Source organism: Methylocystis sp. JAN1, assembly GCF_052186135.1.
Taxonomy (GTDB): Bacteria; Pseudomonadota; Alphaproteobacteria; order Rhizobiales; family Beijerinckiaceae; genus Methylocystis.
In genome coordinates, this window is record NZ_CP181499.1 from 908389 (window position 1) to 926550 (window position 18162).

General features: G+C 60.7%; 14 protein-coding genes and 1 pseudogene. 10 read left to right on the forward strand and 5 right to left on the reverse strand.

The annotated features are described in order from the left end of the window. Positions 1 to 814: 814 nt before the first annotated feature. Positions 815 to 2185 carry an IS1182 family transposase gene (locus ACNHKD_RS04285; protein ID WP_442755807.1) on the forward strand — a complete coding sequence of 457 codons (1371 nt, stop codon included), beginning with the start codon at positions 815 to 817 and terminating at the stop codon, positions 2183 to 2185. A 153-nt stretch (positions 2186 to 2338) separates the two neighbouring features. Here the strand turns inward: ACNHKD_RS04285 and ACNHKD_RS04290 are convergent, their stop codons facing one another. Then, on the reverse strand, positions 2339 to 2554 hold the full coding sequence (locus ACNHKD_RS04290) for a helix-turn-helix domain-containing protein (protein ID WP_442755880.1): 216 nt from the start codon (positions 2552 to 2554) through the stop codon (positions 2339 to 2341). 114 nt (positions 2555 to 2668) lie between these two features. Between ACNHKD_RS04290 and ACNHKD_RS04295 the strand changes: the two genes are divergently transcribed. The 4 genes from ACNHKD_RS04295 to ACNHKD_RS04310 all read left to right on the forward strand — a co-directional run bounded on the left by ACNHKD_RS04295 (position 2669) and on the right by ACNHKD_RS04310 (position 4280). Next, on the forward strand, positions 2669 to 3052 hold the full coding sequence (locus ACNHKD_RS04295; protein WP_442755881.1) for a hypothetical protein: 384 nt from the start codon (positions 2669 to 2671) through the stop codon (positions 3050 to 3052). Between the two features lie 23 nt (positions 3053 to 3075). Further along, positions 3076 to 3456 (forward strand): hypothetical protein, encoded by a 381-nt coding sequence (locus tag ACNHKD_RS04300; RefSeq protein ID WP_442755882.1) that lies wholly within the window; start codon positions 3076 to 3078, stop codon positions 3454 to 3456. Positions 3457 to 3565: 109 nt separating this feature from the next. Beyond that, complete coding sequence (locus ACNHKD_RS04305; protein ID WP_442755883.1) at positions 3566 to 3925, forward strand: hypothetical protein; 360 nt, start codon at positions 3566 to 3568, stop codon at positions 3923 to 3925. A 79-nt stretch (positions 3926 to 4004) separates the two neighbouring features. Beyond that, positions 4005 to 4280, forward strand: a complete 276-nt coding sequence (locus tag ACNHKD_RS04310; RefSeq protein ID WP_442755884.1) for a hypothetical protein — start codon at positions 4005 to 4007, stop codon at positions 4278 to 4280. Between the two features lie 149 nt (positions 4281 to 4429). On the opposite strand, the gene ACNHKD_RS04315 is transcribed toward ACNHKD_RS04310, so the two are convergent. Continuing rightward, a complete protein-coding gene (locus ACNHKD_RS04315; protein WP_442755885.1) occupies positions 4430 to 5134 on the reverse strand; it encodes an SOS response-associated peptidase in 705 nt (234 codons plus the stop codon). 1125 nt (positions 5135 to 6259) lie between these two features. Between ACNHKD_RS04315 and ACNHKD_RS04320 the strand changes: the two genes are divergently transcribed. The 3 genes from ACNHKD_RS04320 to ACNHKD_RS04330 all read left to right on the forward strand — a co-directional run bounded on the left by ACNHKD_RS04320 (position 6260) and on the right by ACNHKD_RS04330 (position 9124). Further along, positions 6260 to 7147, forward strand: a complete 888-nt coding sequence (locus tag ACNHKD_RS04320) for a sce7726 family protein (protein ID WP_442755886.1) — start codon at positions 6260 to 6262, stop codon at positions 7145 to 7147. A gap of 4 nt (positions 7148 to 7151) precedes the next feature. Next, positions 7152 to 8090: a sce7725 family protein gene (locus ACNHKD_RS04325; RefSeq protein ID WP_442755887.1), complete on the forward strand. Its 939-nt coding sequence runs from the start codon at positions 7152 to 7154 to the stop codon at positions 8088 to 8090. A 224-nt stretch (positions 8091 to 8314) separates the two neighbouring features. Beyond that, positions 8315 to 9124, forward strand: a complete 810-nt coding sequence (locus tag ACNHKD_RS04330; protein WP_442755888.1) for an RES family NAD+ phosphorylase — start codon at positions 8315 to 8317, stop codon at positions 9122 to 9124. Between the two features lie 165 nt (positions 9125 to 9289). On the opposite strand, the pseudogene ACNHKD_RS04335 reads toward ACNHKD_RS04330, so the two are convergent. Then, positions 9290 to 9807 (reverse strand): annotated as a pseudogene (locus tag ACNHKD_RS04335) (transposase); the annotation flags it as partial. Between the two features lie 100 nt (positions 9808 to 9907). Between ACNHKD_RS04335 and ACNHKD_RS04340 the strand changes: the two are divergent. Together ACNHKD_RS04340 and ACNHKD_RS04345 are read left to right on the forward strand one after the other, a co-directional pair. Beyond that, complete coding sequence (locus tag ACNHKD_RS04340) at positions 9908 to 10615, forward strand: recombinase RecT (protein ID WP_442755889.1); 708 nt, start codon at positions 9908 to 9910, stop codon at positions 10613 to 10615. A gap of 178 nt (positions 10616 to 10793) precedes the next feature. Then, entirely contained in the window at positions 10794 to 12659 is a 1866-nt protein-coding gene (locus ACNHKD_RS04345) for a DUF262 domain-containing protein (protein ID WP_442755890.1), read from the forward strand. Positions 12660 to 12726: 67 nt separating this feature from the next. On the opposite strand, the gene drmB is transcribed toward ACNHKD_RS04345, so the two are convergent. After that, on the reverse strand, positions 12727 to 14580 hold the full coding sequence (drmB, locus tag ACNHKD_RS04350) for a DrmB family protein (RefSeq protein WP_442755891.1): 1854 nt from the start codon (positions 14578 to 14580) through the stop codon (positions 12727 to 12729). 14 nt (positions 14581 to 14594) lie between these two features. Continuing rightward, positions 14595 to 18116: a DISARM system helicase DrmA gene (drmA, locus tag ACNHKD_RS04355; protein WP_442755892.1), complete on the reverse strand. Its 3522-nt coding sequence runs from the start codon at positions 18114 to 18116 to the stop codon at positions 14595 to 14597. Positions 18117 to 18162 lie beyond the last annotated feature (46 nt).

Consider the following 18162-nt stretch of genomic DNA (forward strand, 5'->3'; position numbering starts at 1 on the left):
GACTTCGCGCTAAAGGAATTGGCCGAACGGAAAAAGAAGGTTCCGCAGGCGGAGGAGTAGAGCTTTCCCAATCAGCCAAGGGGCCGGCCGCGACAAACTCCTCGGCAGCTTTATCATCAATCAGCAAGGGATGACCCGCCGACGCGATCACGGCGCGCCGGGCTTGGACACCGAGAAAATCTTGTCGAGCTTCTTAGGGGTGAACAGAGGGGCGCACGGCGGTGGATACGCCCTTGCGCTCATTCCCCACCGCAGGCCTTCAAGTCAGCTGCAAGGAAAGCGGCCGCGAACATTTGCACGATTTCGTTCCACTAGAGAACAAGCAGCATCCGGCTCATTTTTCTGCCCCGTTCACATCGAATTTGATGCAACTATACGGGGAGCGGATAACCTGCACGCTGCGGGTTTGATTCAAATTTTATCGATCTACGAATTACCCTTTACTAACCATCTTTCTTGCCCCGGCCATCTTCCGGCGGAAGGCCATATACGAGGAATTCCACCCGGAGACGAAGGCGGGGTCTGCGGGCGCTTAGGCCCCGCGTTGCGTGGGCCCAGTGCACGAAGGAAGGAAGCGGCGAGCGCGGGACAGCTTCGCCTTAAGTGGATCCGCCACGAAGGTCGCGACGGAGCCCACGTCAATCCGGGTTTTCCCCAAATAGACAGGCACGCGGATGGCTATAATCTTGTAGGAGTTGGTGAAAATCGCCTTCACGGGTAGCTTTTTAGGAGAATTGGCAGCCCGCTGGAAACAGCGGGCTCAGACTGCTGACAAACCCCTGGCGCAAGCTGGGGGTTTTTGATTCACTGGGTCATGCTTCGCAAACCCGGCCCTGAGCAGACGGCGATCGAGATGGTGACGCTCGACCAGCTTGTCCCCGCCGACCACCTGCTTCGGAAAATCGAGGCGGCGGTCGATTTCTCGTTCATCCACGAGCGGGTCGCGGGGCTTTATTGCCCGGACAATGGGCGGCCGCCGCTCGATCCGACCTTGATGTTCAAGGCGCTGTTCATCGGTTATCTGTTCGGCGTGCGCTCGGAGCGCCAGCTCGTGCGCGAGATCGAGGTCAATGTCGCCTATCGCTGGTTTCTGCGGCTGAAGCTGACCGATCCGGTCTTCGACGCCTCGACGCTGAGCCAGAACCGCCGCCGGCGTTATCAGGACGAGAGCGTCGCGCAGGACATCTTCGACCGCATTGTCGAGCAGGCGATCGCGCACGGCTTCGTGTCGGGAAAGGTCCTTTACACGGACTCGACGCATCTGAAGGCGAGCGCCAACAAGAACAAGTTCGACAAAGCCGTGGTCGAGAAGTCGCGCGCCGACTATTGGGCGGCGCTCGACGCCGCGATCGACGAAGACCGCGCCGCGCACGGCAAGAAGCCCTTGCCGGAGAAGGAGCGCCAGCCCGCCGTTGTCGAGACCAAAGTGTCCCGCACGGATCCCGAGAGCGGCTATATGGCGCGCGATGGCAAGCCGAAGGGCTTCTTTTATCTCGACCACCGCACGGTGGACGGGCGGCATGGGATCATCACCGACAGCTTCGCGACGCCGGCCAATGTGCATGACAGCATCGTCTATCTCGCGCGGCTCGACCGGCAGCGGGACCGCTTCGAGCTGAATGTGCGCGCGGTGGGGCTGGACGCCGGCTACGCCACGGCGGGGATCGCCAAAGGGCTGGAGGATCGTGGGCTTTACGGCGTGACGGGCTATCGCAATCCGACGCCGCCCAAGCCCGGCATGATGCGCAAAAGCGCCTTTCGATACGACCCCGAGGCCGACGTCTATCGCTGTCCGCAGGGCCAGGCGCTCGCTTATGCGACGACGGATCGCACGGGCTACCGGCATTACAAATCCGACCCGGCCGCGTGCCGCGCCTGCCCGCTGCTGGGCTCTTGCACCGGCAACGCCAAGGCCGAGCGCACCCTCACCCGCCACGTCTGGCAGGACGCGCGCGAACGGGTCGACGCCCATCGGCTCACCATCGAGGGCAGGTTTATCTACAAGCGGCGCAAGGAAACGGTGGAGCGCTCCTTCGCCGACGCCAAGCAGCTCTTCGGCCACCGCTACGCGAGATTCCGGGGTCTCTTGCGCGTGCGATGGCAATGCCTGCTCGCCGCCGCCGCGCAGAATATGAAGAAGATCGCCCTGCTCATGGCCAACAGGGCCGATCCGAGGCTTGCGTGACGCCCGAGGGCCCATTCACTCCTCGAAAAATCCGCCACTTCGCCCCCTCCCCAACCAAAACAAAAACCCCCGCCAAAAATGACGGGGGTTTGTCAGTGATCTGAGCCCGCTGGAAACAGCGGGCTTTTTTCTATCCCATCCCAAGCGCCGCGCTCACTCGGCTCCCGCCCTGCGCAGCCTCACGCCCGCGCCGCCGCCGTTCTCGGCGATGAACTCGACGCCAGCGGCCTCAAGCGCGATTCGAATTGCCGCCAATGTCCTCGGATGAGGGGAGCGCTTTCCAGCTTCGAAGTCGGAAAGGGTAACCCGAGAGACCTTTGCAGCGTCCGCTAACTCGTCCGCCCTCATGCCCAAGCCGGCGCGCGCCATTCGGCATTGCTCGGCTGATATTGATTTTTCGCTCAATGTTGAATATCTCGCTTGAGATTATATTCACTGTTGAATATTATGCACAATATAGAGCGATAAACAAGCGAGGCTCACATGCCCACCCCTTGCAACCTCTCCGCCATGATGACCGCCGCTCACCGCGCCGCGCGCAAGGCTATGGCCGCCGGCAAAGGCGCGTATCGGGCGGTCTTCGCAAAGGCGCTGTGCCGCGAATGGCGGATTGCTCGCGAGGACGCGGCGCGCTTTGCGCAGAACATCGGCCGCCCCGTGGGCTCCTGTCTCGCCGATCTGCCGTCGCCCGCGCCTGTCTGCGCCCCGATCCCGGCTGCCCGCCCGGCTTTCCGTCAATTCGGATCGGCCCGTGTCTTCTTCGGCGCCAACGCCCGCGAAGCGGCAATCGCCGATGCCGCGAACCGCGTCGCCTCGTCCTTCACCCGCGCACGCGCCGCCGGCCGTCGCGTCGCCAATTTCGTCTAATCCACAACCAGGAGAACCCGTCGATGACCACGCCTTCCCGCCGCCTCTTCCTCGCCGCTGGCTCCGCCGGCGCCGTCTTTGGCGCGCTGAGTGCGGCCGCGTCTCAGGAAGTCGCCTCGCTTGTCGCGGCTATTGACCGCCATAAGCAGGTTTATGCGGCTTTCGAAAACATCTCCGGGACTTGGGGAAGGACCCAACCGAACGATCCCGACTACGGGGCCATCTACGCCGAATGGAAGCGCCTAGATGAGGCAGAAGCCGATGCGATGGATGCTGTTTGCAGATGCCCCGTGGGGGCGCTCGCCGATGCGCGAGTGAAGGCGGAATATCTGGTTGCGCATCTAAAGGGCGCCGAACTCACCGAGCGGCAGTATCGCGCCGTTCTGCAAGCCTTTCTCGTTTGAATCCTGATACTCCCCACCGCCTGAACCACTGAAATCCTGCCCTGCGCTTTTGACGCCGAAGCATCCCGTTTCGGCGCGCGCCCGCAAGGTTTGCCTGAAGGAGGGGAATATGAGCGACCGTCCCTTATTGCTCTTGGAAGAAGGAAGCGAGCAACGCCCCGCGCGCCGCGGTTTCCTCAAGAACCTCGTCATGGCCCCGGTCGCTGCATTCGCGACGCACAAGCTCATTGTCCCGGCGCAGACCATCGTTACGCATGACGATGCGGCGGCGCGGCTGAAGTATCACATGGCCGGCATGGAAAGCGCCTTTCGTGACCTGTTCCCAGGCGTGCCGGTGGCGGTCAAGGGCAATGTTCTGAACGGCGGCCACAAAATTTACGCCGAAATATTCCGGGGCGAAGACCGGGACGACTGGACGTCTTACGCCTGCGCGATGGTTGTCGCCGGCGGGCGCGCAAATCAGCCATGAACAGGAGCGCGCCATGACGATCGCGAATGACAACCGCGCCCGCCCGGCGCCGCGCGTCTTCGTCGAGTTTCGACCCGCCATGCGGACGCTGATCGAGGACGCGCTCGAGAGTCTCCTGCTCCTGCTCGACGAAATCGACGGCGATCCGGATATCGAAGAGGAGCAGGATCGCGAGGACGGCGCGGACGATGAGCCATCACTCGGCGCGCCGGGAACATTTATGGTCCCGGATCAAACGCCTCGACTGCGAGAAAAACGAGCGACAATTTGTCGTTCGTTTCCGCGACGGCTGAGGCAACAAACAAGGACCTCGCGAATCTCCGCGCGCGGTCGGATGGCGGGGCGAGCGGTATGAAGAGGGCAAAGCGCGACGCGCAAATGTCCGCCATCACAAAATAATTCCAATAAGTTGCGTGTTTGTTCAGCGTCTGTGCATGCCGTGCAATAAGTTCGCGCCGGGGCATCAGAATTGTCAGGTTCCGGAAGTGTTCTTTTCGACCAGTCTCATGGTAACGAACGCTCAATAAGCCTCGGATCATCGTCGCCGACGCCTGATCGGTTCACCCGCGGCGAGACGACCCATTCCTGAAGCGCGTCCTCGGGTGGAGAGCACAACAGGTCGCCGGGCCGCTCGCCGGCTAACCAGGCGCCGGCGTCGCTCCAATCGAGAGTGACCGGCATGCGATAGTGATAGGCGCTCATCCAGGCGTTGGCCGGCCCCACGATGATCGTCGCCGAGTCGACGGGCTCTTGCGTCTCCGGGTCGCGCCAGCGCTCCCATAGCCCGGCGAACGCCAACGGTCGGCCGTCGGGCGCCGAGAAGTAGTGCGGCGTCTTCGCGCCCGGCGCGCCCGTCCATTCATAGAAGCCCGACGCCGGAATGATGCAGCGGCGGGCGCTGAACGCCGAGCGGAACATGGGCTTTTCGGCGACCGTCTCAGCGCGAGCGTTGAACGTCGCCGGCAGCTCTTTGAGGGGCCTTTTCCACCATGAGGGGACGAGGCCCCAGCGCATGGGGACGAGCTCTCGGCCAGCGTCGCCCGTCCGGAGGACGTCAATCTGCGTCGTCGGCGCGATGTTGTAGCGCGGCCGCAGATTGCGTGCCGGGCCGATCACGCTCAGGAAGCGTTCGACCTCCGCCCAGGTGTAGGCCTGTGTGAACCGTCCGCACATGAGCCGATGATATCGGTGCAGGGGCGTCGACGTCATGGGCGCGATAATCTACTCTCGCCCGAAGTCCCGCGCGGACGTGACCTCAAACGCTGAGCCGTGTCGAGATAGCAGTTGGGGGGAATCGTGAGCCTAGAGGATCGTTTCTATAAATCCTTTCAAGATAACACTGCCGCCTGGGTCTTATTCTTCGTCGTTCTCTACTTCGCATTTGCCAACTGGGAGAAAATCAACGACGTAGAGCGCCTCTGCGATTTGACGGGACCGCATGCCTACACTGTAGGCAAGCCTACTACCGTGAGAGACAAAATTAATAACATCTGCGGAAAATATGAGCCGGCAGGCGACCTCGACGAAAATGAGAGCTGGCCCCGGCCTGGGAGGTGAAGGGCGGATGATGCCTCGGCGCGGGCGCACTCAAAACCCTGCATGTTTTGAATCGAGTGCCCGGCAAAATGCACCCGCATGATTTGTTGGCCTCAGTGTTGGCCTCCGAGTTTTGTGTCGATATTTAACAATTTAGAATCAATACGATGCCGGTGATATACTAGTCCTCTCCTGGCACCATAATACCATAATAAGCGTCTGTATCCAAACAAGATCGCCAATAGTTCTGTGGCGCTCCCCACCAATTGCCCCACCAGATCGTCGCCTAACGGGCGCCATCCACCCGCCGTTGCATTAGGTCGCCCGGGCGCTCGCTCGGCCCTCAAGCGGAGCTATTTCGCGACCTCGGGCCATGGGCGGCGACGCTCGCGGGCGTGGCGGAAAGAGCGGCGTTCGACCGGCAGCATTGGAGCGCAGAAGACTGAGGCGACCTGGCCGGACACGCTCGCCCTCACGGGCTCTGCATTCCAAGTTCGGCCGCTGCAGACCAGCGGCATTCGGTCCGCGAACTTCCCCCGATCCCCCGATCCGTCGGCCTCGCGCAGCGCTTAGAGGCAGTCGGGTCTCGACGTCGGGAAGGTCCACTGGCGCACCAGAGACAGCCGGCTGCCGCGCCCGGTGAGATGCCGGTTTTCACTTCTGTGGGCCGGCGGTTTGGCGCGTCCAATCAAATGGAATTGTTAGGACATGGCCTCGACTGATATTTCCACGCCCTGTGATTCGGGCCTACAATATGTCCAGCCTCGGTCAAACGCGGCCGGTGGCGTCGAGAACCGGATGTCGCTGAAAACGTCACAGCTATCTGCCCTTTCTCGGCTTTTTTCCTCGAGTGTTTTTCGAGAGATGGCCAAGAGTGGGCGATCCCCGTTGTTCGCTCGCCTGTTAAATCAGGCGGGCGTTGCGGACGCTTGCGACAAAGACACGACCGTTGGTCGAGCATTCGACGTGGCGTTCGCCGTTCTTCGAAAATCCGGTTCGCGCAACGAATACGTTTATCGTGCTGCACTCACACATAATGTCCTGTTGGGAACGCACTCACTCAGTTCTGCATCGATGCTGACGGAGTTCAGGGCGGGCGCATCAAAGGCCGACGTCGTCATTCTGAACGGCACGGCCACGGTTTACGAGATAAAATCGGAACGCGACACTCTTGCGCGGCTTGCCAGTCAAATTTCCAACTATCGGAAAGTCTTCGCGAAAATCTACGTGATTGCCGGTGAAGCGCATGTCGACGATGTTTTGAACGAAACGCCAACAGACGTTGGCGTGATGTGTCTCAATCGCAAACTATCCATCCACAGGATTCGCGAAGCAGCACATAGGCCGGATCAGGTCAGCCCGTTGAGTATTTTGGAGTCGCTTCGTTCGAGCGAGGCATGTGAGATATTGAAGGAATTGAAGGTCGAGATCCCCGATGTTCCAAATACGCTTTTGCATCGCGAATTGCGCAACCGCTTCGAACAGTTGGACCCCGAACCAGTCCATTTGGCGATGGTCAAAACCTTAAAGCGGTCGCGCAATCTCTCGACCCTCGGCGCGCTCGTCGAGCAATTGCCATCGTCGCTTCAACCCGCCGCGCTTTCGATCCAGGTGCGCCGTGTAGACCATGGACGAATCATCGACGCCGTGCATACTCCACTCCGTCTAGCGATGGCGTGGAATTAGCCTCTTGACGTATCATCCCTACTTTCGCGGAAAACAATACGAACTCATCACCATCCGCGAAAAAGCGCGCTTGATGGCCCAGTCGGGCTTTGTTCCGATTGTAGAGCCTGTGAAAGAAGCCCTTGGCGGGCTCGAAAGAACTTTGAAAGCCGTTTGCGAGGCGAACGGAAAGGTCGTTGTAATAGTCAACCCTTATCACGGCGACCATCGTGAAAACGGTGAGATTATCTCAACGATGCTCGAAGGTTCGTATGGCGACAGGCACCTGATTGAACCCGGAATCCTGTTGAAACACGACACGACGATTGAAGACGTTGTAAGTTTGTATCACCGCCATCGAGGGCGCAGCATCTCTCTTATTCATGCAGGGTTCAATCAGCCGAAACTATTGGCGGATGCGCTTAGTTCGAGAACTAACACCATTCGAAATGTGTTTTTCGATAAAAACTGCGGCAAACTCTACCGGAAGCATTTCCAAAGCGAAGAACGCATTCTGCTTCACGATGGATTCGAACGACGTAAGAATCGCGAGCATCCGACGGTCGAACCCTTTTCCGATTTGAACGTCACCTTCGAAGAAGAAGGAATGACGGGCTTTGGAGATTTTTTGATTGTCGGAGACGATTATTCGGAAACAGGCGGGCCGGCTTATGCCGTTGCGATTCACATCACTTTCATCGACTCCGATAAAGACGATGCGATGTTCATTTATCACTTTGTTTCCGACAGCCAGGACACCCCTACTGACCCCGCCGGCAAATTCGCCGAGGCGCTGGCGAAACTGATGCGTATGCTGAATAGGGGTGAATCGAACATCCTTGAAACAGATGCAATTAGAGAGTTCCGAGAATTGCATAGGAAGGGACACTTCCCAGGGCTTGGTTACGTTAAAAAGCTCTCAATGAACCACCACATTGAGACACTCGCTGATTTTCTCGGTTAAAGTGCCATGCCTCTGTTCTGCTGCCCAGAATGCTTCGATGATCGAGGCTTGCGAGAGAACATCATTCCCTCTTTGAACCCTGATCGCGGCAAATGCGATTATTGTGGTGCGGAAGATGTTGCGATAATTACGCCGAACAAACTGCGCGAATGGTTCGAATTACTCATCAACGTATACGAACCATCGGAGAGCGGAAAACTTCTCGTTGAATGGATGAAGTCTGATTGGCAGCTATTCACCAGCCGGCGCATGACACAGCTCACGCAAAAGACCTATTGGCGGAAATCCTCGATAACGGCGAGATTGTTAGGAAGCCATTTGCGCCATCATCGGCCTACATCAGTGACGAGATAGAACGGTGGGAGGCCCTGCGCGACGAATTGATGTATAAGAACCGCTATTTTCCTGAAACTCCAATTCATGCCGCGCGGGTCGCACAATTGCTACCCTATTTGGAAGCGAGAGGACTTCCCGAGACTTGGTATCGCGCACGCATCCAGACAGGAGATACGGCGTTCGTGATCAGCGAAATGGGTGCTCCACCTAAAAGGCTTGTGTCACACGGGCGCGCAAATCCCGCGGGAATTCCATATCTGTATCTCGGCTCAACTCCTCAAACCGCGGCGTCGGAAGTTCGCCCACACACCGGCGAAACGGCGTGCGTCGCAAGATTTCAGGTTAACGCACCAATCAAAGCGATTGATTTGAGGCATCCGAGGAAGCTGATTTCGCCCTTCGAATTGGAAGACGAAAATCAAATCGGCACTATGCGGCTCGATCTCGGTTTCCTTGAAAGGCTTGGGCAAGAACTCACGCGCCCTGTCGTTCCTCAGGGAGCGGCAATCGATTATGTTCCGAGTCAATATCTGTGCGAATTTATCAAGAAGTGCGGATACGATGGAGTAATATATAGAAGCTCTGTCAGTGACGGAATGAACTTTGCACTATTCAATCCAGATAAAGCGATTGGACTCGATGTTGACGCATACACGATCAACCGTGTTTCAGTAGATATTGAACGAGCTGTCAATTAGCGATCACCGTCCTCCTCGTTGTCATGGGTGATTATCACTCACGCAATACTGACTAACGAGTTATGCGCTCTTTCATTAACAAGTATCCACCCCGCGACATATTCCCGCAACCATTAAGCTTGGAGACGAAGACTAGGGAAAATCATCAGTTTGATACATCTGATCGAGGCGGTAGATGCGGTTCTTGCCGGCCCGCTCACCCTCCTGCCGCAGCAGAACGAACAGCCGCCGATAGCCGAAGCGCCGGCGCTCATTGGCGAGGTCCCGCAGTCTGGCGCGCAACGCCGTGTCGGCCGGCCGCTTCGAAACATAGCGGACCGTCTTACGGTCGACGGCGACGATGTTACAGGCCCGACGCTCCGACAGGCTCATGACGGCCCGAAGGTGCGCGACGGCTTCGCGCTTGGCGGCGGGCCCTACCATTTTTTTGACAGAAGCTCCCGAAGCGCCGCCGACTCAAGCATCTGATCCGCCAAGAGCTTCTTCAAGCGCGCGTTCTCTTCCTCGAGCCCCTTCAGCCGCTTCGCCTCGGAGACGTCCATGCCCCCGAACTTGGCCTTCCAATTGTAGAGGGTCGTTTCCGAAACCGCGTATTTTCGCGCCAGATCAGCCGCTTTCGCGCCGGCCTCCTGTTCCCGCAAAATCCCGATAATCTGCTCTTCCGTGAACCGTTTCTTCTTCATCTCGTCCGTCCTGCAATAGCCCGGACTCTAATCGCTTCTGGGGGAATTTCTCAGGGGCAGGTCAAACAAGCACGACCCCAAGAAGCGCCGCCTCTCCCTCGTGACCTCCATCGAGGGGTTCCGCGCCATCGCCGCGCGCACGGGCAGTTACCGCCCCGACGAAAATGAGCCCATCTTCAACGCCGACGACGCCCTCAAATCCGACACCAATCCCGCGGGCCTCGTCAGCTGCGCCGTTCGCGTCTGGCAGTTCCTCCACGGCCAGTGGCACCCCATTACCGGCCACGCCCGCTGGGAGGAATTCGCGCCGCTCAAGACCGTCTGGGTCGACAACGCCCCGACCGACCGCAAGACGCTCGACCGCACCGGCAAATGGGCCGACATGCCCTTCCTGATGCTCGCGAAATGCGCCGAGTCCCAGGCCCTACGCAAAGGCTGGCCGGAAGACCTCGCCAACGCCTTCGTCACGGAAGAAATCGCCAAGGCCTCTCTCGAACTCACCCCCGCCCAGGCGGCCGCTGAAGGCGCGACGCTCGGACGGCTCGATCGGATCGGCGGCAAGGACGGCATCATCATCGACTGGCTCGACGACTCCCCGCTCGAAGCCGTCCCCATCGGGCAGCTCGCCGACCGGATCATCGATTTCGTCCAACAGCGCCGCGCCGATCGCCAAGCCGTCACGACCTGGCGCGAACGCAATCGCCACGCCCTTCGTGAATTCTGGGCGCGGGCGCCTTCCGACGCGCTCGGCGTCAAGAAGGAGCTCGAAAAGGTCGGACAGGGTCAGACCCCTCAAAGCCTGCCGTAAATCGCCTAGGCATCTTTTGTTGACACAGGGCGAGACATGCGAGTCTCGGCCCTCGCTTGACGCTTCGCTGCCGAAGGCGTTTCGATCGAACCGCACCCTGCCTGGGAGCCCGCGACCTTGACGTCAGCACAGTCCGTGCGAGAGTCGAACGCCAACCCGCGAATCCACACAAAGACCAATGAGCATCATCGATCCTCACTACCGCAGCGTCCAGCAACTGCTGAAAAACGCCTCGTTCTCGATTGACGAATACCAGCGCGAATATAAATGGGAGAAGCGGCACGTCGACGAGCTTCTAGACGATCTTTGCGCCAAGTTCTGGAGCTGTTATCGGCCAGGCGACGAGACACCAAGGGTGGCGGAATACGAGGGCTATTTCCTTGGCTCGATCATCGTGAGCAAACGGGGAGGAAAGAGCTATCTCGTCGACGGGCAGCAGCGCATCACTTCACTCACCCTGTTGCTAATCTACCTGTACCGCCGGTCGATCGACTTGAAGTTGCCAGTGCGGTCGCAGATCGAGCCGCTGATCTTCAGCGACAGCTATGGGCAGCCAAAATTCAACCTCGACATCCCCGAACGCGAGCCGGTCATTCGCGCGCTGTTCGAGGATCAGCTATTCAACACGGACGGACATGATGAGTCGATACAGACGATGCATGCCCGCTATTGCGACATTCTCGAACGCGATCTCCAAGGAGAACTGGAGGCGGCGTTCACACACTTCATCTACTGGCTCATGGGCAATGTCGGTCTGATCGAGATCGCCACCGATAATGATACCTACGCCTACGCCATCTTCGAGACCATGAATGACCGCGGCAAGCCGCTCAGCCCGGTCGACATGCTCAAGGCATTCCTTTTGGCCCCGATCGGAGACGCAGCGACGCGCAAATCCATCAATCAAGTCTGGAAGCGCGAGGTGCACGAGCTCGCATCCTGGGGTGGAGAACAGGATGCCGAGCGGGATTCTGCGTGCATTAAGGCTTGGCTGCGAGCACAATATGCGGACTCAACTCGTGAGCGTAAGGCCGGCGCCTCAGATCGGGATTGGGAGTTGATAGGCAGCGCTTTTCATCGTTGGACTCGGGACAACACGGATCGTCTCGGCGTAGGCAAAGAACGCGAAAATATCCGGCTGATGTCGGTGGAGTTTCCGTTCTTCGCCAAAGCATACAAGAAGATCCTCGACGCGAGCAGGTCATATACGCCTGGACTTGAAGCTGTCTTTTACAATGCGCATAATGAATTTACTTGGCAGAATACCGTGCTGTTGGCGCCGCTCGACCCCGCCGACAACGATGATACAGTGCGCCGTAAGCTCGCAGCGACCGCGACCTATCTCGACATTTGGCTGATGCGCCGTGCCGCCAATTACATCCGGGTCGGCTACTCTTCGACAGCCTATGCTATGTTCCTGCTGTGCCGCGATATCCGGCGTAAGCCGCTGGAAGGTCTGGTGGCAATCCTAAAATCGAAGCTAGAGGCCGACGACGTCTCCTTTGTTGGCGCCCCGAGCCGGGGGCGTCGGGGTATCGACGGCCTTGGCCTCAATCAGTTCAGCCGCCGCTACATTTACCACATGCTCGCGCGCCTCACGGCTCACATCGAGGCGCAATCCGGCAGACCCGACCTCTTCGATCAATACGTGGACCGGGAGCGAGCTAACCCCTGCGACATCGAGCACATCTGGGCTGACGATTATGACCGATACAAGAGTGTTTTTCCGACGCGGGAGGAATTTCACACAGCACGCGACAACGTCGCCGCGCTGCTGTTGCTGCCAGCAGATGTAAACCGCAGCTTGCAGGACAAGGATTACGTGGACAAGGTCGTGGTCTATGCCCGCCAGAACCTCTACGCCGCCAGTCTGTCTGGGGCGGCCTACGAGCACCAACCGCAGTTCAAGGAGTTCCGCGCGCGCAGCGGCCTCCCATTTAAACCCTATGGAACGTTCGGTAAGGCAGAACAGGCGGAGCGGACCGCCCTAGTCAAGGCATTGGCAAATGACATCTGGTCCACCATTAGGCTGGACGCCTTTTAGGCTCAACGCTTTGTTTTTACCTAGATGAGGAGGGCAGCGCATTTGTGGGCACAGCCCCTAGACTCATCTAAGGAGCCAACAAGGGCCGAATGCCCCGCGCAAGCGTGGGCACTAACAGGCTGCGGTCCAACCGTGTGTTTCTCGCTTCGCACGCTGTTTCCGGAACCAATAGGCAAGCGTGGCAGGCAGCGCCCTGGAGCGGATTGTCGTTGTTCTCACCCGATTGCTCTGCACAGACCGGGTCATTGGAGCATAGCGACAGCCGACCGGCAGCTCGTGCTAGGATGTCGCCCGCTCGATGCGCCATTTGACTCAGTCCGCCCAAGGTTCCCTGACCACCGGCCGTCGACGTGTAGATCAGGATCCCGAACCGGTCGGGTTGCGCTGGTCCGCTCGAATAAATCCGTTCCTTGAGCGACGAAAGGGGGTACCCGCACTCGAGCGCCAACTCGGCCATGAACGCATGAGATAACGAGTGCAGCGCCCAGTAGGCTGCGCCGAGATGCCTTGGTGGACGACCAAATCGCTGCGCGTCGCGACGCTCGCGGTCTCGTAGTTTGTCCGCGATTTCCAGAGTTTCAGACTTCTCGAGCCAATCCTTGATGAACGTCGCTGCGATGTGAAGGAAGACGCCCTCGCCAAACTGCTCCAGCGCCGGAAGCCATTTGACGTCTCTGTCGAGGTCGGCGCCGTCGACTGCGAGCTGGATTTCGTCCATTTCGCTTTCCGCGAACGTCGGCGGCGGTTCAAGACGCGTGAAACCGTAAAGGCAGATGACCTCGCGGAGCCGATGCACCTTCACAACATTCTGAAGAAATGCGTCCCAAGGCGCGTCAAGAGCGAGCGCGTCACGTGGCAAGGTTTCGGCGTAGAGGAAAGACCCTGCCGCTGGACTGCCTATGACGGGCGCGCCGCATGCCAACAGATCAAACTCAGGTATTTTCGGGTTGAGGGGCGCCTGCACCCCGGATGCTAGGTCTCCTTCCAGGGCGCTTGCAATTTCCGCGTCTGAGAACTCCTTGAAGGCTTCTTTCGTTTGTGGGATCGAGCGCAGGACTTGCAGGAAGTTGGGTAGCGCTCGGATGCCATCGATGACCGACTTGTTTTCAGCGATCGTCTGTCTAAGACGATCATTGGATTTCGTCAGAGAGATCAACGTCACGGTCTGAGCGAAATAGGTGTTTGTCGCCGACCGGGGCAACAAGTGAAGGTCTTCCGTACACGTCTCCCCAGGCATCCGGCGCGGCGTCAACCACGGACTCAGGCACTCGCAACGGCCCAGAAATTTCGGCTTGTACAAATCGGCGAGCGTCACCGAAGCGCCGCAGGAACAGCGCACGGAGATGTCTGAAGGATCTGAACTCACGCCCCGTTCAACCCAGAACAACGGCTTCCGACAGTTGCGTTCGCCGTTCCGGTGGGCCAACCAACGCCAGTCGATGTCTTGCAGATGACCCTTGGCGCAGGTGCCGACGAAACGGATCGGATTGACCTCGGTCTTTTTCGCGTCGCCCTTGTAAGTCAGCTTGCCGGTGGAGCCGATGGAGAGATCGGAAAACTCGACAATGCGTCGACGCTTCTCGGAGGACGAGCCGCCGCCGTCCTCAGCCCCGCCCGAAGCCTCGTCAACGACGAACCAGGTCGGGAATAGCCGCACGTCGACGCCGGGCGCGTTCTTGTCCCGGCGTTCCTCGTCTAACATCGGCGGCGGGCGCAATCCCTGAAAGTCCGCGCTAAGCTTCCCTCCAAGTTGGGCTCGGAGCAGCGCCACGAGCCGCTCCTCCTCGATCGGCCGCCAATTGGCGTCGTAACGCCAATCCTGTAGCCCCGAGACGACGACGGCGTGATCGGGCAAGTCAAGCATGGCGCCGGGGCCGTAGGTGAGCAGAAGCTGGCTGAAAGTCTGAGTGATGTCGGGCATCTGGGTCCGCAAATCTAAAAGGCGCTTCCGTCGGGTGATTTCAGCTTCAACAAGGCCGTCGGCTCTGTGTCGCGCATTGATCGCGCGGCGACGAACCACGCCCGCTCGGCGTCCATATTTGCCTGCTGCTCAAAGGGGACCTGTAGCAGCCGTCTGACAGGCTCTTCTTTGGCATAGCCGAAATCATCGCCATTTCTGGTCTGCTTGTCCGCGATCCGCGCCCAAGCGTCGCGAAGCTCGTCGAGGCGCGCGAGGCACGCCTGCATGGCCGCTCGATCGAGCCCGGCGATCTGCATCTTCTCTTCGAGGGCGTCCTTCACCCTCTTGAAGGCCCCTGCGTTGGCGGCGATGCGCGCGGCGGCAGCGTTCGGGGTCAGATCCGGCTCAATATGCCGCGCCGCGGCGACGAGGGTGGCGGCCAGAGCGCGGTCGAGCGCGCGAGGCGCAAAAGGCGTGACGCTTGTCGCCTCGACAGCCCTGTAGAAACTCAGGTGGAAAGCACGGAACTGTTCATAATGCGTCCGGTCGCGTGGCTTATGAATGTTCAGCAGCGCGATCACGAGGCCAGGTTTCGCCGACTCACGGCCGACTCGGGACGTGGCCTGAATATATTCGGCCGCGGTCTTCGGCTGACCCTGAACAACCATCAGACCGAGCCGACCGATATCGAGGCCGACGGAGATCATGTTGGTGGCGAGCGCCACGTCGACGGCGTTCTTCTCGCGGGCCGGATAGCCTAGACGCTTGCGCGCTTCGGAGACTTGGTCGGTGCTGTAGCGTGAGGTGAGCTCTTGTATCTCTCGCAGATTGTGGTCCGCGAAGGGCGCGCCGGCAGGTTCACGCCGGATGCGGCTGCGGCCGTAGGCTGAAAGATGCGCGCGCACCTCGTCGTCGACGATACGGCGGGCGCCGCCCAGCTCGCGCAGCGCATTGAAATAGCAAAGCGCTGTCAGATACGGGTCGGCCGGGTCCTTATCTCCGCCCGACGACAGCGCCGCCGCGCCGGCGAGAAGCGTCTGCAAGCTGCGCAGGAAGACGAGTTTCGGGCCTCGGCCGGGCGAGGCGACGCCGAGGTAAAGCCGCGACGGGGTCTCGCGATCCGCCTTGGCGAAGAAGGAATCGTCACGGCTCACCCCCGGCGGCGGAAAGATCGCGGTCCGGTCGCGAGCGAAAAGACTGCGGATCTGATTTTCGGCGCGCCGCACCGTCGCCGTCGAGGCGACGATTTTCGGTCCGCGCTTCTCGCCGTTGATCATCCGCGAGGCGAGGAGATCGAATGCCGTTTCGTAAAGGCCTGCGATGGTCCCGAGCGGGCCGGAGATGAGATGCAACTCATCCTGGATGATGAGGTCGATAGGCCGCAATTCCCGGCCGATGGGCCGGCCGCCGGGCTCCGCGGCCCCATAAAAACCGACATTGTCGCAGCGTTCGACATGGCCGAAGAAGGCGCCGGCGCGGCCTTCCCATGGCACATTCGCAAATTTGTCGACGGTGGCGATGACGAAAGCCGGGAGGCGGCGATAAATTTCCTCGTCCACGACGACGATCGGCAGTCGATCCGCGTCGGAGAAAGCGCAGTCGATATTCTCGCAACGCAGGTCGAGCCGCTGCGGCGCGGCGGCTGTCGGCTGGAGGCGGAAACTGTCCTTGCCGAAATCCGTCCCGCACCAGGGACAGGACTTCAGCGGCGCCGGCGCGGGGCCGCGGCCAGCGCGATGTTCGGACAGCCAATGAACCGCCGTGTTAGGGCCGCGGTTCTTCGCGGCGCCCAGATTGTTCGGCGTCGCGGCGCCGCCGACCCACAGCCCAATCTCGATCGGCCAGGCGCCGAGGCGCTTGCGCTCCTTGCGCTCAAGTTCGAGCGCGCAGATGAGGCCGGCGGCGCGCTGGAGCTGGTCGAGCGTCAACAGGCGCAGCGTGTAGCGCATGACCACCGACAGTCCCGCCCCCTCCAGCCCCGGATTGGCGAGGCGGCGGCGGGCGATAGCGAAGGCGGCGAGACCCAGATAGGCCTCTGTCTTGCCGCCGCCCGTGGGGAAGAACAGCAGATCGACGATCTTGCGGTCGTCATGGGTCGGGTCCGCCAGCCCATCGAGATTGAGCAGGATGAAGGCAAGCTGGAAAAGGCGCCAGCTCGGCTCTTTCTGCTCTGCCGGCGGCTTGCCGTCGAGGGTGGAACCCCGCTGCCGGTTGGCGCGCGCCATGACGCGGTTCATGACGCCGAACGCCTCGCGGCTGACGGGATCGGTCTTCAGCAGCGCGACGCCGCCCTCGATCCGCTTGCGTGCGATCTCGATATTATCGAGGCAGATTTGCGCCGTCTCGCGGCGGCGCGCGCCGGGGATGCCGGGGACGAGGCCGGCCTGCCTCTTCGCCCACAGCGCATATTCGGCAGGCAAGGCGGCGAGCGCCGCATCCAGCGCCGGGGGGATTTCGGCCTCTTTCGCCAGTTCTTCCATGCGCCGCTCGACGCCGGCGACGGGGATGTCAGCGCCGAGCTTCTCCACCTCCTGCATCGGCAGCGGATTGGTGAAGACCGTCGTGACGCGCCCCTCTGCGCCCGGCGCCCAGTCGCCGGAGGTGTTGTGGCCGACGGCGTAGGAAAAGACGTCGCGATAATGCAGATCGGCGAGGCGCTCGTCGAACTCACGCGACTCGTAGGAGGCGCGGTCATCGCGCGGCTCGAAACCGCGGGGAAAATCAAGTTGCAGCCGCGCCTGAAAGCATAGCGCCACATCGCCGAAGCGCCGAAGCGTTTCGGCGCGAGCGTTGACGAGGAAGACCGAGACCGCCAGCAGGTCGCGCCGCGCGCCGTCTATGCCGGCCGTCGTCGTCTCGCGCACCGAGACGCGCAGTTCGAGACCGCCTCCCGGGGCCATGGGCGCTGCGCTGTCCGGCACGATATGGCGGCTCGGCTCGTCGCCGGCGCGGATCGGCAGCGTCAGGCGCGCTTCGCGCGGGATGCGGCGCCAGTCGATCTCTCCGGCGCCGGGGTATTTCGGCTTCTCGCCTTCCGCCTCGGCGGCCGCCCGTGCGTCGGGAAGAATGAGCGCGTCCTCGATCCTGGGCTCGGTGACATAGTCGCCCCATGTCACCCGCGCCGAAATCTCCGTGGCGCCCCGCGGCAGCAGCACGGTGAGACCGAGCGAGGACGGCGCGAAGGAGCGCGGCGGCGGGCGCTCGGAATTGGCGTCGTCATCCGCACCGGCGCGGCCGGGGACGCCTTGCTCCATGCCCTCGCTGCCGCGCAGAACGTCGAGTTGCGCCTCGGCCTGTTCTTCTTCGGAGGCGGCTTGTTTCGCCGCGCCGCCGCGCCTGGGCGCAAGATAGCCGGTCAGATACCAGGTCGAGGGGGAGACGCCCGCGAGAATCTCGCGCGCGAGATCGGGGTCGAGATCGGGATGCGGGCCGACGAGGTCGCGGCGCAGCAGCTCGACGAGGCGCGCGCGGGCTTCGACGGGGGAGGATGGCTTGGGGAGACCGGTTAGACGGTCGGTCGCTCCGGGGGAACCCGGCATCATCACAATGTCATTCATCTCAATGATTCCGCGCCGCAAATTTATCACTTCGCCATTCAGGCGC